General features: G+C 69.1%; 11 protein-coding genes. 6 read left to right on the plus strand and 5 right to left on the minus strand.

The window, feature by feature from the left end:
* Positions 1-15 precede the first annotated feature (15 nt).
* Positions 16-1713 carry a single-stranded-DNA-specific exonuclease RecJ gene (recJ, locus tag EV678_RS04355; protein ID WP_130458633.1) on the plus strand — a complete coding sequence of 566 codons (1698 nt, stop codon included), beginning with the start codon at positions 16-18 and terminating at the stop codon, positions 1711-1713.
* Between the two features lie 125 nt (positions 1714-1838).
* On the opposite strand, the gene EV678_RS04360 is transcribed toward recJ, so the two are convergent.
* Positions 1839-2735 carry a DMT family transporter gene (locus tag EV678_RS04360; protein WP_130458634.1) on the minus strand — a complete coding sequence of 299 codons (897 nt, stop codon included), beginning with the start codon at positions 2733-2735 and terminating at the stop codon, positions 1839-1841.
* Positions 2736-2865: 130 nt separating this feature from the next.
* Here EV678_RS04360 and prfB point away from each other — a divergent pair.
* Together prfB and lysS are read left to right on the plus strand one after the other, a co-directional pair.
* A protein-coding gene (prfB, locus tag EV678_RS04365; protein ID WP_014237878.1) for a peptide chain release factor 2 occupies positions 2866-3970 on the plus strand; the annotation gives its coding sequence in 2 pieces (ribosomal slippage) (positions 2866-2946 and positions 2948-3970; 1104 coding nt in all).
* 26 nt (positions 3971-3996) lie between these two features.
* Positions 3997-5499 carry a lysine--tRNA ligase gene (gene lysS / locus EV678_RS04370; protein WP_014237879.1) on the plus strand — a complete coding sequence of 501 codons (1503 nt, stop codon included), beginning with the start codon at positions 3997-3999 and terminating at the stop codon, positions 5497-5499.
* 123 nt (positions 5500-5622) lie between these two features.
* On the opposite strand, the gene EV678_RS04375 is transcribed toward lysS, so the two are convergent.
* Genes EV678_RS04375 through EV678_RS04385 form a run of 3 tightly spaced genes read right to left on the minus strand, consistent with a single transcriptional unit; the run spans position 5623 to position 10800 of the window.
* A complete protein-coding gene (locus EV678_RS04375) occupies positions 5623-8418 on the minus strand; it encodes a response regulator (RefSeq protein WP_130458635.1) in 2796 nt (931 codons plus the stop codon).
* Positions 8415-8945, minus strand: a complete 531-nt coding sequence (locus EV678_RS04380) for a YfiR family protein (protein ID WP_130458636.1) — start codon at positions 8943-8945, stop codon at positions 8415-8417. Before EV678_RS04380 ends, EV678_RS04375 begins: the two co-directional genes overlap by 4 nt.
* Position 8946: 1 nt before the next feature.
* The gene (locus EV678_RS04385; RefSeq protein WP_165397445.1) at positions 8947-10800 is read right to left on the minus strand and encodes a TonB-dependent receptor plug domain-containing protein; all 1854 of its coding nucleotides are present in this window, start codon (positions 10798-10800) and stop codon (positions 8947-8949) included.
* 372 nt (positions 10801-11172) lie between these two features.
* On the opposite strand from EV678_RS04385, the gene EV678_RS04390 reads away from it, so the two are divergent.
* Together EV678_RS04390 and mnmC are read left to right on the plus strand one after the other, a co-directional pair.
* Positions 11173-11871, plus strand: coding sequence for a glycine zipper 2TM domain-containing protein (locus tag EV678_RS04390; protein WP_130458638.1), 699 nt, complete (start codon positions 11173-11175; stop codon positions 11869-11871).
* A gap of 46 nt (positions 11872-11917) precedes the next feature.
* Positions 11918-13885: a bifunctional tRNA (5-methylaminomethyl-2-thiouridine)(34)-methyltransferase MnmC2/FAD-dependent 5-carboxymethylaminomethyl-2-thiouridine(34) oxidoreductase MnmC1 gene (mnmC, locus tag EV678_RS04395; RefSeq protein WP_130458639.1), complete on the plus strand. Its 1968-nt coding sequence runs from the start codon at positions 11918-11920 to the stop codon at positions 13883-13885.
* On the opposite strand, the gene EV678_RS04400 is transcribed toward mnmC, so the two are convergent.
* A complete protein-coding gene (locus EV678_RS04400; RefSeq protein ID WP_130459273.1) occupies positions 13869-14819 on the minus strand; it encodes a LysR family transcriptional regulator in 951 nt (316 codons plus the stop codon). The two genes, mnmC and EV678_RS04400, sit on opposite strands and share 17 nt — an antisense overlap.
* Positions 14820-14939: 120 nt before the next feature.
* Here EV678_RS04400 and EV678_RS04405 point away from each other — a divergent pair, with 120 nt between their 5' ends.
* Positions 14940-15866, plus strand: coding sequence for a sodium-dependent bicarbonate transport family permease (locus EV678_RS04405; protein WP_130458640.1), 927 nt, complete (start codon positions 14940-14942; stop codon positions 15864-15866).
* Positions 15867-15918: the final 52 nt, after the last annotated feature.

Genomic DNA, 15918 nt, shown 5'->3' on the forward strand with positions numbered 1-15918 from the left:
CCCAAAGTCACTGTCATGACCCAGCTCATCGCCCGCCCCGTCCCGCCCCGCCCCCAGTGGCAACTGGAGCAGGAAGGCCTGCACCCGCTCCTAGCCCGCATCTATGCCGCCCGGGGCATCAAGCACAAGGCCGAACTGGATTACGACCTGAAAAGCCTGATTCCCCCGAGCCAGCTCACCGGCACCGAAGAGGCCGCCATCCTCCTGGCCGATGCCATCGAAGCCGAGGCCCGCATTCTCGTCGTCGGCGACTACGACTGCGACGGCGCCACCGCCACCGCCGTGGCCGTGCGCGCCCTGCGCCTCCTGGGCGGCACGGTGGACTACCTGGTGCCCGACCGCTTCGTCCACGGCTACGGCCTCTCGCCCCAGATCGTCGAACTGGCGGCAGAGCGCCAGCCGGACCTGCTGGTCACCGTGGACAACGGCATCGCCAGCATCGAAGGGGTGGAAGCGGCGCGCCAGCTGGGCATCGCCACCCTCATCACCGACCACCACCTGCCGGCCGAGACCCTGCCGGAGGCGGACTGCATCGTCAATCCCAACCAGCCCGGCTGCACCTTTCCCAGCAAGGCCCTGGCAGGAGTCGGCGTCATGTTCTACGTGGCTCTGGCCCTGCGCGCCGAGATGCGCCGTCGCGGCGCCTTCGGCCCGGAGCGCCCGGAGCCCAACTTCTCCTGCCTGCTGGACCTGGTGGCCCTGGGCACGGTGGCCGACGTGGTCAAGCTGGACCACAACAACCGCATCCTGGTGGCCCAGGGTCTGAAGCGCATGCGCGAAGGCAAGCTGACGCCGGGCATCCGCGCCCTCTTCCGCGCCGCCGGACGCAATCTGCAGACCGCCTCCGCCTTCGACCTGGGCTTCACCGTCGGCCCCCGCCTCAACGCCGCCGGCCGCCTCTCGGACATGAGCTTAGGCATCGAATGCCTCATCACCGACGACGAGGCCCGGGCCGCCAACATCGCCCAGCAGCTGGACCAGCTCAACCGGGAACGGCGCGAAATCGAGGCCGGCATGCAGGAGCAGGCCCTCATCCACCTGGAAAACTTCGACCTGGAAGCCAGCGGCGCCGGCGTCGCCCTTTTCGACCCGGACTGGCACCAGGGCGTGGTCGGCATCCTGGCCTCCCGCATCAAGGAAAAGCTGCACCGCCCGGTGTTCGCCTTCGCCCGGGGCGACGACGGCCAGATCAAGGGTTCCGGCCGCTCCATTCCCGGCCTGCACCTGCGGGATGCCCTGGATCTCGTCTCCAAGCGGGCCCCCGGCATCCTGCTGCGCTTCGGCGGCCACGCCATGGCCGCCGGCGCCACCTTGATGGAAGAACGCTTCGAGGAATTCAAGAGCCTCTTCGCCCAGGTGGCCGACGAACTGCTCAACCCGGCGGACCTGACCCGCACCCTGGAGACGGACGGCGCCCTGGAGGCCGGCTACATCTCCCTGCAGGTGGCGGAAATGCTGGCCGGCGAAGTGTGGGGCCAGGGCTTCCCGGCACCGTTGTTCGAGGACGTGTTCGAGGTGGAAAGCCAACGGGTGCTGAAGGACAAGCACCTCAAGCTGCGCCTGAAGAAGGAGCGGTCGTTGCTGGAGGCGATCCAGTTCAACGCCACGGAAAATCCCGGCCCCCGGGCCCGCCTGGCCTACCGCCTGACCATCAACGACTACAACGGGGTGCAGACGCCCCAGCTGGTGGTGGAGCACTGCGCCCCGGCCTGAGGGGCATAAGGGACGGGCCTTTCCAGGCAGCCTACCGGGAAAGTCGCATGAATGCTGGCTCCCAGGGTAGGTGATTTCCAGCCTTCGCCCCGGGCCGCGACGCCTGCCCGGGCGCCGGTCGCCGTCTAGCTGCGCTTCAGGGACACCGCCCCCACCGCCGCCAGGATCAACAGGGCCGCCACCCCTTCCCGCCAGCCGGGCTGCTCCCCCAGTATCAGGGCGCCGCCGAGGACGCCGATGAGGGGCGTCACCAGGGAGGACAGGGAGGACACCGCCACCGGCACCATCAGCACGATGCGGTTCCAGGCCCAGTAGCAGAACATGAAGGCGACGAAGACGTTGTAGGAGACGCCGAAGGCCGGCCAGAACGAGGGCCAGGCCAGGCGCGAAGTTTCCAGGGGAAGCGCCACCGCCAGCATGGGCAGGCCGCCCAGGACCATCATCCAGCCCGTCAGGGCGGTGGTGGACAGCCCCACCGGCAGACGCTTCAGCAGCACCACCCCGAGGGCCCAGCTCCACGCCGCGCCAACCATGCAGGCCACCCCCACCGGCGCCCGCAGCATACCTTCCAGGCTGTCGCCCATGAGCACCCCGACCCCGGCCAGGCCCAGCAGCAGGGCCACGATGCGGCCCGCCGTCAGCCGCTCGCCGAGAAGCCACACCGACAGCAGCACGCTCCACAGGGGCATGGTGTAACCCAAGAGGGCCGCCCGTCCCGAGGGCAGCAGGCCGACGCCGTAGATGGCGAGGACATTCCAGCCGACGATGTTGGTCAGGGTCACCAGGGCCAGGCGGCCCCAGCGGCTGCGGGGCACCCGGATGCTGCCGCCGCCGGCCCGGGCGATGGCCAGGATGCCGAGGCCGCCCAGCAGCAGGCAGCTGCCGCGGAAATAGAGGGGCGGCACTTCGGACAGCACCACTTTCATCACCGGCCAGTTGAAGCCCCAGCCCAGGGCCAGGGCGGCCAGCAGCAGGAGCCCCTGGCGGGGCAGACGTTCGAAACTGGAGGTGGGGAGGGACACCGGCGGCAACCCGGAAGAAAAGGGGCTACGGAGTTTACTCCTTTGCCCGCCTTCCTTGCATCGTCGCGGCCACCGGGAGCCCGGTGCAAAGTGTATAATTGCCGGTTTTCCCAGCAGAACAGCCAAGAACATGGAAGCGGAACAGCTCAACGCCATCGCCAACAAGCTTGCCGACCTGGAATCCCGGTCGGCGGAACTTCGGAGGTATCTTTGACTACGACACCAAGGAAGTCCGTCTAGTCGAAGTCTCCCGCGAACTGGAAAGTCCCGACGTCTGGGACGACGCCAAGCGCGCCCAGGACCTGGGCCGGGAAAAGAAGGCCCTGGAAGGCGTGGTGGTGACCCTGCAGGAAGTGGCCCAGGGTCTGGCCGACGGCAAGGAGCTGTTCGAGATCGCCCGTGAAGAAGGCGACTTCGACACCGTGGCCGCCGTGGCCGCCGACAACGAGGCCATCGAGGCCAAGGTGGCGGCCCTGGAATTCCGCCGCATGTTCAACAATCCCCAGGACCCGAACCCCTGCTTCCTGGAAATCCAGGCCGGCGCCGGCGGTACCGAGGCCCAGGACTGGGCTTCCATGCTGCTGCGCATGTACCTGCGCTACACCGAGCGCAAGGGTTTCGACGTGCAGGTGCTGGAAGAATCCGAAGGCGACGTGGCCGGCATCAAGAGCGCCACCCTGCGCATCGCCGGCGACTACGCCTACGGCATGCTGCGCACCGAAACCGGCATCCACCGCCTGGTGCGCAAGAGCCCCTTCGACTCCAACGCCCGCCGCCACACCTCCTTCACTTCCGTGTTCGTCTATCCGGAAGTGGACGACTCCATCGAGATCGACATCAACCCGGCGGACGTGCGCACCGATACCTACCGCGCCTCCGGCGCCGGCGGTCAGCACATCAACAAGACCGACTCCGCCGTGCGTCTGACCCACGTGCCCACGGGCATCGTGGTGCAGTGCCAGAACGACCGTTCCCAGCACCGCAACCGGGACGAAGCCTGGCAGATGCTGCGGGCCCGCCTCTACGAATTCGAACTGCGCAAGCAGCAGGCCGAGCAGCAGAAGCTGGAAGACGCCAAGTCCGACATCGGCTGGGGCCACCAGATCCGCTCCTACGTGCTGGACCAGTCCCGCATCAAGGACCTGCGCACCAACTTCGAAACGGGTAACACCCAGGCCGTACTCGACGGCGACCTCGACGACTTCATCCAGGCCAGCCTCAAGCAAGGCGTGTAAGCGAATAAAACATCAGGCAGACGACCATGACCGAACAGACCGCACAACCCCAGGACGAGAATCAGCTCATCGCCGAGCGCCGGGCCAAGCTGGCCAAGTGGCGCGAGAGCGGCAAGGCCTACCCCAACGATTTCCGCCGCGAAAACACCGCCGGCCGCCTCGACGAGCTGTACAGCGAGAAAACCGCCGAGGAACTGGAAGCGGCCCCCATCAGCGTCAAGGTTGCCGGCCGCATCATGCTGCGCCGCCTCATGGGCAAGGCCAGCTTCGCCACCATCCAGGACGTTTCCGGCCGCATCCAGCTCTACGTCAAGGTGGACCTGGTGGGCGCCGAAGCCTATGACGACTTCAAGCACTGGGACATCGGCGACATCGTCGGTGCCGAAGGCACCCTGTTCAAGACCCGCACCGGCGAACTGACCATCCAGGTCTCCGAGATCCGCCTGCTGTCCAAGGCCCTGCGCCCCCTGCCGGAGAAGTTCCACGGTCTGACCGACATGGAACAGCGCCACCGCCAGCGCTATCTCGACCTGATCATGAACGAGTCCTCCCGGTTCACCTTCGTAGCCCGCAGCCGGATGATCCAGTCCATCCGCAACTACATGATCAGCCACCACTTCCTGGAAGTGGAAACGCCCATGATGCACCCCATCCCCGGCGGTGCCTCGGCCAAGCCCTTCATCACCCACCACAACGCCCTGGACATGGAACTGTTCCTGCGCATCGCGCCGGAGCTGTACCTGAAGCGCCTGGTGGTGGGCGGCTTCGAGAAGGTGTTCGAAGTTAACCGCAACTTCCGCAACGAAGGCCTTTCCACCCGCCACAACCCCGAATTCACCATGATGGAGTTCTACGAGGCCTATGCCGACTACAAGCTCCTCATGGACTTCACCGAAGGCCTGCTGCGCCACGCCGCCCGGGACGCCCTGGGCACCGAGGTGTTCCAGTACCAGGGCCGGGAGCTGGACCTGTCCAAGCCCTTCGCCCGCCTGACCATGGTCCAGGCCGTGCGTGCCCAGTGCCCCGGCTACTCCGAAGCCGAACTGAACGACGCCGAGTGGCTGAAGAAGAAGCTGGGCGAGATGAAGGTCGCGGTGAAGCCCGGCATGGGCCTGGGCGCCCTGCAGCTGCTGATGTTCGAGGAAGTGGCCGAAGCCAACCTGTGGGACCCCACCTTCATCATCGACTACCCGGTGGAAGTCTCCCCCCTGGCCCGGGCCTCCGACAGCAATCCGGAAATCACCGAGCGTTTCGAGCTGTTCATCGTCGGCCGGGAAATCGCCAACGGCTTCTCCGAGCTGAACGATCCGGAAGACCAGGCCGCCCGCTTCCTGGAGCAGGCCAAGGCCAAGGATGCCGGCGACGAGGAAGCCATGTTCTACGACGCCGACTACATCAAGGCCCTGGAATTCGGCCTGCCCCCCACCGGCGGCTGCGGCATCGGCATCGACCGTCTGGTCATGCTGCTCACCGACACCGCCAACATCCGGGACGTCATCCTCTTCCCCCAGATGCGCAAGGAAGACTGAACACCGAACCCTATCGACTCCGCCCGGAGTCGATAAAAAAGGCGCGGTGGCCGCAAGGCCCCGCGCCTTTTTTCTTGCCTGCAGCCGCGGCCCGGACTCCGGCCCGGCAGGCGCTCCGCCGCCCTAGTGGCCGCCCTGCTCCATGTAGCGTTCCAGGGCACTGCGGGTATCGGCCAGGAGTTGGGGCAGGCTCTCGCCCAGGCGCCGCACTTCGGCCGCCTGCCCTTCCCGGGCGGCCGCCTCGACCCGGGCCGCCAGTTCGGACAGGGGCCGGGCACCGATGCTGGCAGCGGCAGACTTGAGGCTGTGGGCCGCCTCCCGGGCCGCCGCCAGGTCGTCCTGGGCCATGTTCTGCAGGGCCTGGCTGGCCTGGGCAAGGAAGGTGAAAACGAAGCGGGCCAGGAAGATGCTGCGCACCTCCCCCGCCTCTTCCTGGCGCGCGGCAATGGCGTCCAGCACCGCCGCGTCCAGCAGGGCTCCCGCCTCCCGCTCCGGCCGGGCCTGGACCCGCACCTGGGCGCCGCCTTCCGGCGGTCCCAGCCAGTCGGTGAGCAGGGCCACCAGGGCCAGCTCGTCGAAGGGTTTGGGCAGGAAGCCGTTCATGCCGGCGGCCAGGCAGCGCTGCCGGTCCTCGGCGAAGGAATTGGCGGTGAGGGCGATGATGGCGGTGGGCAGCCGGCCCGCCTGGATCTCCCGCTGGCGCAGCTCCCGGGAGGCGGTGAGGCCGTCCATGACCGGCATCTGGCAATCCATGAGGATCAGGTCGAAATCCCGCTCGGCCCATTTTTCCAGGGCCTCCCGGCCGTGGTTGGCCACCTCCACCTGGCAGCCGAAGACCTGCAGCAGGCCCCGGGTCACCTCCTGGTTGGTCAGGTTGTCCTCCACCAGCAGCACCTTGCCGTGGAAGCGGGGCCGGTTCGGCACCGCAGCGGCGGCCGGGCGCCAGGCGGCCCCCTGCCAGCCGGCAGCCGGCGGCAGGTCGGCACCCCGGGGCGCCACCATGAAGGCCTGGCCGATGCTGCGCACGAATTCCTTGCGCGACACCGGCTTCGACAGGCGCTGGGCAAAGACCTGGGCCAGTTCCCCTTCCAGGGTGCTGGCGCCGAAGTCGGAGAGGGCGATCCACACGCCGCCGCAGCGGCGGTGCCAGTCCTGCCAGGTGGCCTCGGGCAGTTGCAGGTAGCACAGGTCGGCCAGCACCGCCTGGGCCGCGCCCTCGCCCAGGAGCCGTTCCGCCTCGGCGGCATTGCGGGCCAGACGGCAGTCCAGGCCCAGGCTCTGGGCGTAGTCCTGCAGGATCAGGGCCAGGGTAGGCTGGGGTTCCAGCAGTACCAGGCGGAAGCCCGGATAGTGGATGCCGGTGGGGTTGTCCCGCACCACATGGAAAGGCAGCTCGAAACTGAATTCGCAGCCCTCGCCGGGACGGCTGGAGACGGTCAGGTCCCTGGCCCCCATCAGACGCACCAGCTCCCGGCTGATGGCCAGGCCCAGACCCGTGCCTTCGGCCCGCCGGCTGGCGGCTTCCTCGATCTCGGCCGGGGTCTGGGAGGCGGCGCTGGTCTGGGAGTAGGCCTGGAACAGCTTGCCCTGCTCCGATTCGGGAATGCCGGGCCCGGTGTCGCGCACGGTGAAGCGCAGCAGGATCACGTCGCCCCGCTCCCGGCTGTCGCCGGCGGCCCCCGGACTGCGCTCCACCCGCAGGCAGACTTCGCCCTGCTCGGTGAATTTGACCGCATTGCCGAGCAGGTTGAAGAGCACCTGCTTGAGCCGGTTGGGGTCCCCCGCCAGGGTCACGGGCAGTTCGCCCTTGAGATGCACCGCCAGCTCCAGGCCCTTTTCCCGGGCATTGGGCGCCAGCAGCAGGGCGGCGCTCTCCACGGTGTCGGCCAGGTCGAAGGGCACCGCATCCACGGTCAGCTTGCCGGCCTCGATCTTGGAAAAGTCGAGCACGTCGTTGAGCACGTTGAGCAGGGTTTCGCCGGAACGCAGGGCGGCCTCGGTCATGCGCCGCTGGTCGCCGGAGAGGGCCGTGGTCTGCAACAGGCGGATCATGCCCAGCACGCCGTTGAGGGGGGTGCGGATCTCGTGGCTCATGGTGGCGAGGAAGCGGCTCTTGACCCGGCTTGCCTCCTCCGCCGCATCCCGGGAATGGGTCAGTTCCTCGGTGCGGGAGGCCACCATTTCCTCCAGGGATTCCCGATAGCGGGCCAGACGTTCGTCCCGCTGCTCGATCTCCGCCAGCATGGCATTGAAACTGTCGATGAGGCGGCCCACCTCGTCCTCGCTGCCGCTCTCCTCCCGCTCCACCCGCAGGGAAAAGCGCTTGTGCCGGGTGATGTCCCGGGTGGCCTGCTCCAGGCGCACCACCGGGGCGGCGATGATGTGCTGCAGGCGGCGTGCCGCCAGCACCGCGGCGAGCATGGAAAGCACCGTCACCAGCAGCCAGATGAGGGCGCCCCGGCCCACCGCATCCCAATAGCCGTCGCGGCTGGCCAGCAGCTCGATGTGGCCGACCACGCCGCTGCGGAAGACGATTTCCCGGCTCTCCCGGATGCGGTTCCAGGAGGCCGGCAGCCAGGCCAGGCGCTCCTGCTGCAGGGGGTTGCCGCGCAGGTAGCGGGCGAAGAGCTGGCCCTGGGCATCGCTGACCAGCACCTCGATCACCGCCGGGTCGGCGGAGAGGGCTCGCAGGGTATCCTGGGCCGCCTTGCCGTCGTTGAAGACCAGGGGCGCCTCCAGGTTGCGGGCGGTGACGTCGAGCAGGGCCTGCAGGTTTTCCCGGTTGAACTGCTCCACCTCGCGCAGGCCGTGGATCAGGGTCAGGCTGGCATAGACCAGCAGGGCCGAGGCGGCCACCAGCATGAGGACCAGGCGCAGCTTTTCGCCGATGGGCAGGGAGCGGAATCTACGGCGCATCATCGTGGCCTTCCGTAAATGGTGCGGGCCAGGCGCAGGAGATGGGCGCTGAGCCGGATGTTGGCGCGGCGCAGGGCCGCAAGATTGACGTCGAAGGCGACCTGGGTGCCTTCCCGGGCCAGGCCCACCATGCAGCCCTGGCTGACCAGGTCCTCGCCTTCGCACACCGTCAGCACCGGCGCCGTCGCCAGGGCCTGGGTCCACTCCAGGTCCCAGTCCCCCTGGCTGCGCCCGGGGGCGTCGCCGAGGAACAGCACCTGGCAGTCCCGGGCCTCGGCCGGGCGGCTGCGGGGAGAGACGCCGATGCGCCGCCCGAGCAGGGTCTGGCTGTCCAGGGCGAGCAGGGAATCGACCACCGGCCCCCGGCCGGCGACGCAGATCAGGGTGTGTTTGACCGACCAGTTGCCCTCGCCCCACTCCGCGTAGTTGGCCAGATTGGCTACCAGGGCCGCCTTCACCGCCGCCTCCGAGGGCGGGTTGGCCAGCGCCCACAGGGGCCAGCAGCAGAGCAGCAGCAGGCAACGCCTCACGTCAGAAGCCCCAGCTCAGCACGACGCTGAGTTCCCGGCGCAACACGGTTTCCTGGAAGAAGGGCTGGTCGCCGAATTCCCGGTGCTTGGGCCCCAGGAGATTGCGTCCGATCAGGGAGACTTCGCTGCGCCGGTCCAGGCGCCGGGTCCAGCGCAGGTCGAAGGTGCCGTAGCCGGCGACGCCGCGCTGGTCCATGGGGCCGACGCCGCGCCAGGTCAGGTCCAGGCGCTGGTTGCGGGACAGGTCCCAGAGGGAGCGGATGAACAGCTGCTCCCGGGGAAAGCCGCCCTGGAAGGAGATCAGGGCCGGGCCGACGGGCCGGCTGCTGTAGTCCAGGGCCTCCCGGTACAGGGTGAAGCCGCCGCGCAGCTGCCAGTGGGCCGCCGCCTGCCAGTCCAGCGCCCATTCCAGGCCCCGGGTGCGGCCCTGGGCGTTGTTGAAGTACATCATGGAACTGGCGCCATCGAACTCGATGGTCTGCAGGTCCTTGTAATGGTTCTGATAGACCGACACATCGCTGCTCAGGTTCGGCGTCAGCTGGGCCCGCCAGCCGGCCTCCAGGCTGCGCAGCCGCTCCGGGCGGAAGGCCGGATTGCCAACGGCCGGCAAAGGCCCGACTCCGGGGCCGTTGAAGCGGATGGCCGTATCCACCTGGTTGGGGGAACGCACCGCCCGGGCCGTGCCGGCCCACAGGGTGTGGCCGGCGGCGGCGTTCCACACCGCCCGCAGGTTGGGCTGCCATTCGCTGCCGTGGTCGGGAACCCGCTCCAGCTTGGCCCCGGCGATGATCTGCAGGGTTTCCGGGATGACGGTCCACTCGTCCTGGACAAACAGGTTGGTGACGGTGCGCTGGGAACTGACCGGGCTGAAGGAGAGCTTGGCCGAACTCACCGAGTCGAAACGGTACTGGCGCCAGCCGCCGCCCCACACCAGCCGGTGGGCCGGGTTCAGGTTGACCGTGTGCTGCAGATCCACGTCCGCCACGGTCTCTTCCAGCACCGCGCCGGAAGAGGGCTCCCGGCGCCAGGAGTGGTCCACATAGGACTGCACCTGCAACTGGGAGCCATCGCCCAGGCGGCGGCTGAGACGGCCCAGCAGGTGCTGGCCGGAAATGTCGTTGGCCGTGGACAGGGGATAGGGAGCACCGCCGCTATGTCCCTGGTAGGCCTCGCCGTTGATCATCCAGGTGTCGCTGCCGGCGGCGCTGTCGGCGCGGAAGCCGATGCGGTCGGCGCGCCAGGTGTCGCCGGCACCGCTGCCGGTGAGGGACTGGTGGTCGTCCCGGCTGCGGCTGCGGGCGTAGAGGCGCCAGGCACCGCCATCTTCCGTGGTGCTGCCCCAGCGCACGTTGGCCATGCCCTTTTCCACGTTACCCACCGCCAGGGTCGCCTGGCCGCCCTGGGTCTCGTGGGCGGAGCGGGTGACGATGTTGATCACCCCATTGACCGCGTTGGCCCCCCACAGGGCGGCCCCCGGCCCCCGCACCACCTCGATGCGGGCGATGTCGTCGAGGGCGATGTCGTAGGCGTCCCAGAAAACGCCGGAATAGATGGAGTTGTAGATGCTGCGGCCGTCGATCAGCACCAGCAGCTTGCCGCCGAAGAAGCCGTTGAAGCCCCGGGCGGAGACGCCCCACTTGTTGCCGTCGATCTGGGCCACGTGCAGGCCGGGCACGGTGCGCAGCAGGTCCGGCAGGGTGGTGGCGCCGAGGCGCTGGATGTCCTCCCGCCGCAGCACGGTGGTGGCGGCCGGCGCCTGGGCCAGTTCGGAAGGGTGTTTGAGCACGGAGCTGACTTCCGTACGCAGCAGCTCTTCGATGGAAAGGGTGGACAGGCTGGCCAGCTCGGCCGCCACAGGCTCATCCCCGGCCGCACGGGCCGGTTCCTGGAGCAAACAGGCGGCGCTGCACGAAGCCAGCGCCAGCAGCGCAGAAAAACGCGCCTTGAAAGGCATGCACACCACCCCTGAACGTTTCTTGTTGTTCGATGCTCTATGGCAAGGAGCCCCCCGGCCCCTTTTTATGAAGGGTGGATTTTATCGGCTTGAAGCCCCCAGGGAAAGCGAATCGATTGTATCTACGCCGAAAAACCGGCCTAGAGGCACACCGCCCTCCCCTTGCGGCAAGAAGCATTAACAAAGGTAACAATCTGTTTCCCCGGTCGGCAAAAGGCCGGGCAAGGCGTTCTAATAGCCATGGAATCCCTCATTCGCCCCCGGAGCAACGCCATGGAAGTCAAAACCCTCCATCCCCTGATCAAGATCGCCGCCGTTTCCGTCACCGCCCTCAGCCTGGCCGGTGTCGGCGTCCTCACCGGCATCCTACCGGCCCCAGGCCAAAACAAGCCGGCGGAAACGCCCAGTGCCACCATGGCCGCCGCAGAACCTGCCCCGGCAACGATCGCAGCCCCGGCCACCGCCACGCCCCCGGCTGAAGCCGCCCCCCCGGCCGCCGCCAAGACGGCGCCGCCGGTGGCCGCCAGCAAGCCCAAGGAAAGCGTCAAGCGGGCCAAGCCCGTGACCAAGGAACAGCCGGCAGCCGCCACCGTGGCCCAAGGTGAAGCCGTGCCGGCCAAGGCTGCGGCGCCGGTGTGCAAGGACTGCGGGGTCATCGAAAGCATCATGGAAGTGAAGAAGCCCGGTGAAGGCACGGGCCTGGGCGCCGTCGCCGGCGGCGTCCTCGGCGGTCTCCTGGGCAACCAGGTGGGGGGCGGCAAGGGCCGCACCGCCATGGCCGTCCTCGGTGCCGCCGGTGGCGCCTACGCCGGGCACCAGGTGGAAAAGAACGCCCGCAGCAACATGGAATACCAGATCACGGTGCGCTTCGACGACGGCACCACCCAGCGCTTCACCGAGGCCAATCCCCCGGCCTGGCGCCAGGGCGACCGGGTCAAGGTCAGCGACGGCATCCTGCGCAGCGCCGACTGAAGCCCGGGCTTAACGGCCCCGTGGGGGCGTGCGACAATCCGCCCCCATGAGCACGCCCGCCTCCCCTGCCCCCCATTCAGTCGCCGACGCCAATCCCGATGCCTACCGGCCCCTCGTTCCCGCCCGCCTCTGCCGCAACGACGCCGGCGTGCCCTACTCGCCGGACTACGACGACATCTACCACACCGCCGCCGGGGCCCTGGGCCAGGCCCGCCACGTCTTCCTCGCCGGCAACGGCCTGCCCCGGCGCTGGCAGCAGCGGGAAAGCTTCACCATCGTCGAGACCGGCTTCGGCATCGGCCTCAATTTCCTAGCCACCTGGGCCGCCTGGCGGGACGATCCGGCCGCCTGCCGGCGCCTGCATTTCGTCTCCCTGGAAAAGCATCCCTTCAGCGCCGCCGACCTGGGCGAACTGCACGCCGCCCATCCCGAGCTGGCGGAACTGGCGGCCGAGCTGCGGGCCCAGTGGCCCCTGCTCACCCCCGGCGTGCACCGCCTGCATTTTGCCGGCGGCCGGGTCAGCCTGACCCTTTTCTTCGGCGACGCCCAGAGCCTGCTGCCCCAGTTGCGGCTGGCCGCCGACGCCTTCTACCTGGACGGTTTCGCCCCGGCCAAAAATCCGGACCTGTGGTCCCCCTTCGTCTTCCGCGGCCTGGCCCGCTGCGCCGCCGCCGGCGCCACCCTGGCCACCTGGTCGGTGGCCGCCGGGGTGCGCGAAGGCTTGCAGGCCGTCGGTTTCGTCAGCGACAAGGCCCCCGGTTTCGGCGGCAAGCGGGACATGCTGCAGGGCCAGTACCGGGGCCCGGGCGTGCGCCGGACGGTGATGCCGGGAAAGCGCATTCTGGTCATCGGCGCCGGTTTCGCCGGCACCTCCACGGCCCACCGCCTGGCGGAGCGGGGCTACCAGGTGACCCTGCTGGATCAGGCCGAGGGCCCCGGCTGCGGCGCCTCCGGCAACCGGGTCGGGGTCCTGCGCCCCCTGCCCAGCCTGGACGACAACCGCCTCTCCCGCCTTACCCGCAGCGCCTTCCTGTACACCCGCCGCCACCTGCTGGCCCTCTCCGCCGCCGGCCTGCCGGTGCGCTGGGGCGCCAGCGGCGTCCTGCACCTGGCCCGGGACAAGACCCACGAAGCCACCCAGCGCCAGGTGGCCGAAACCTTCGCCGCCCCCGAGCTGTTCCGTTACGTGGACGCGGCCGAGGCCTCCCGCCTCATCGGCTGGCCGGTATCGGTGGGCGGCTGGCATTTCCCCGGCGGCGGCTGGGGCATGCCCCCCAGCCTGTGCCAGGCCAACCTGCAGGCCCATCCGGCCATCGAGCAACGCTACGGCCAGCGGGTGGAAAAACTGCAGGCCGGCGCCGACGGCTGGGCCGCCTACGCCGCCGACGGCACCCTGCTGGCTGAGGCCGACCAGGTGGTGCTGGCCAATGCCGCCGACGCCAGGCGCCTGGGAGGCTGCGACTGGCTGCCCCTGCGCAGCGCCCGGGGCCAGGCCACCCTGGTGCCGGAGACGGCCACACCGCCCCTCGACATGGTGGTGTGCCGCCTCGGCTACGTGACGCCGGCCCTGGACGGCCTGCGGGTCTGCGGCGCTTCCTTCCTGGCCGGGGATGAAGACCCCCAGCCGCGCCTGGAAGAGCAGCAGGACAACCTGGCCAAGCTCAATTTCATCCTGCCCGGTTTCGCCAAGGACCTGGCAGCGGCAGACCTGGGCAGCCGGGTGGGCTTCCGCCCCATTTCCCCGGACCGCCTGCCCATGCTGGGCCCCCTGCCGGAAAACACCGCCCCGGCAATCGGCGCCCGCCTGCAGACCCTGCCGCGCCGCCCCGGCCTGTGGCTGGCCAGCGGCTTCGGCGCCCGGGGCTTCGTCTGGTCCGCCTGGGCCGGCGAATTCCTGGCCAGCCAGATGGCTGGCGATCCCCTGCCCCTGGAAGGGGATCTGGCGGACGCCCTGGACCCGGCCCGCTTCCTGCTCAAGCCGGTGAAGGCCGCACGCTTCAACGACCGGGAATAGCCCCTGCCACCGCCAGGGCCAGACGCTGGCCCGCCTCGGCCTCGAGCCGGGGAGCCCGTTCCTGCAGATAGTCCAGGAAGGCCTGGGCCAGGGGCGTCAGGCGCTTGCCTGCCGGCGCCACCACCTGCCAGCGGGCCGGAATGGGCGTGCCCCGCACCGGCAGCACGGCGATCCCCAGTTCTTCCGGATGGGGCCCCAGGGCGTGGGCCGACAGCACGGACAGGCCCAGCCCCCCCGCCACCGCCTGACGCACCGCCTCGTTGCTGCCCAGCTCCAGCCGGGGCCGCAGCTGCACGCCCCGGGCGGCAAAGAACTCCTCGGCCGCCAGCCGGGTACCGCTGCCCGGTTCCCGCAGCACGAATTCCGCATCGGCCAGGGCCCCTGCTGCCACCTGCTTGCGCTTGGCCAGGGGATGGTCGGCCGCCGCCACCACCACCAGCGGATTGGTCAGGAAGGGAACGGCGCTCACCGGCGTCTCCGCCGGCGGCTTGGTCATGATGTACAGGTCATCCTGGTTCTCCAGCAGCCGGCCGACCACCGCCTGCCGGTTCAGGACCACCAGGGACACTTCCACCGCCGGCCGGACCTTGCGGAACTCCCCCAGCAGGCGGGGAATGAAGGCTTCGGCGGTACTGACCACTGCCAGCCGCAGCCGCCCCCCCTGGTCGCCCCGCAGCACGGCCAGCTCGTTTTCCAGCTGCCCCAGCTCCTCCGCCACCCGGGCGGCGGCGGCCGCCACCAGGCGCCCCGCTTCCGTCAGGTGCAGGCGGCGTCCCACCCGCTCGTGCAGGGGGAGGCCAACCTGCTCGGCCAGCTGCTTGAGCTGGGCCGAGAGGGTGGGCTGGGTCAGGTGCAGGCGCTCCGCCGCCCGGGAAACGCTCCCTTCCTGGGCAGTGGCCAGCAGCAGGCGCAGTTGATGGAGGGTCAGGTGCAGGGAACCGCCAAGCCGATACATATATTGATCTTTATCTATGCAATATTTAGAAATATATGATTTTTACAAATACATGAAAAGACTCAGAATGCGCCACACCAAAACAAACGGAGTCTGTTCGTGCTTGATGCCGTCCCCTTTTTCTTCGCCCTCGGCGCTGTCGCCAGCCTGGCCCGCAGCGAGCTGAAGCTGCCGACTGCGGTTTTCGAGGCCCTCTCCATCTACCTGCTGCTGGCCATCGGCCTCAAGGGCGGCAGCGAAATCGCCCATAGCAGCGACCCGGCCCTGCTGACCCATGCCGCCCTGGCCATCGGCCTGGGAGCCCTCATCCCCCTCTTCGCCTTCCCCCTCTTCCGCCTGCGCTTCAACCGCTTCGATGCGGCCTCCCTGGCCGCCCATTACGGCTCCATCAGCGTCGTCACCTTTGCCGTCGGCACCACCGTACTGGCCAGCCGTGGGGTGGCCTACGAAGGCCATCTGGCCCTGCTGGCCGCCCTCATGGAGGCGCCCGCCATCCTGGTGGCCACCGTGCTGGCCCGGCTTGGCGGCGAAGAGCGCCCGGACTGGCGCAAGCTGATCCATGAAGTCTTTGCCAACAAGAGCGTGCTGCTGCTCCTGGGCGGCATCCTCATCGGCTGGGCGGCCGGCCCCCACGGTACCGAGCCCCTGAAGCCCCTCTTCACCGACCTCTTCAAGGGCGCCCTGTGCCTGTTCCTCCTGGAAATGGGGCTGGTGGCGGCTTCCCGCCTGGGGGACCTGCGCAAGGCCGGGTTCTTCCTGGTGGCCTGCGGCATCGCCCTGCCCCTGGGCAACGCCGCCCTGGGCTGGCTGGCCGCCAGCTGGATGGGGCTGTCCGTGGGCGGGACCGTGCTGCTCATGACCCTGGCGGCCTCCGCCTCCTACATCGCCGCACCGACGGCCATGCGCCTGGCGGTGCCGGAAGCCAACCCGGCCCTGGGTATCGCGGCGGCCCTGGCCCTCACCTTCCCCTTCAACGTGCTCTTCGGCATTCCCCTTTACCTGTGGGTGGCCCAGCAGCTGGCCTGAAATCCGGCCTTCCGCCCGCCAAAAAAAACGGCAGCCCTGGGGCTGCCGTTTT

The organism is Azospira oryzae (genome assembly GCF_004217225.1).
GTDB classification, from domain to species: domain Bacteria; phylum Pseudomonadota; class Gammaproteobacteria; order Burkholderiales; family Rhodocyclaceae; genus Azospira; species Azospira oryzae.

Coding starts and splice junctions, on each gene's coding strand:
- recJ (WP_130458633.1), top strand. CDS start 16: ATGACCCAGCTCATCGCCCGCCCCGTCCCGCCCCGCCCCCAGTGGCAA.
- lysS (WP_014237879.1), top strand. CDS start 3,997: ATGACCGAACAGACCGCACAACCCCAGGACGAGAATCAGCTCATCGCC.
- EV678_RS04375 (WP_130458635.1), bottom strand. CDS start 8,418: ATGATGCGCCGTAGATTCCGCTCCCTGCCCATCGGCGAAAAGCTGCGC.
- EV678_RS04390 (WP_130458638.1), top strand. CDS start 11,173: ATGGAAGTCAAAACCCTCCATCCCCTGATCAAGATCGCCGCCGTTTCC.
- mnmC (WP_130458639.1), top strand. CDS start 11,918: ATGAGCACGCCCGCCTCCCCTGCCCCCCATTCAGTCGCCGACGCCAAT.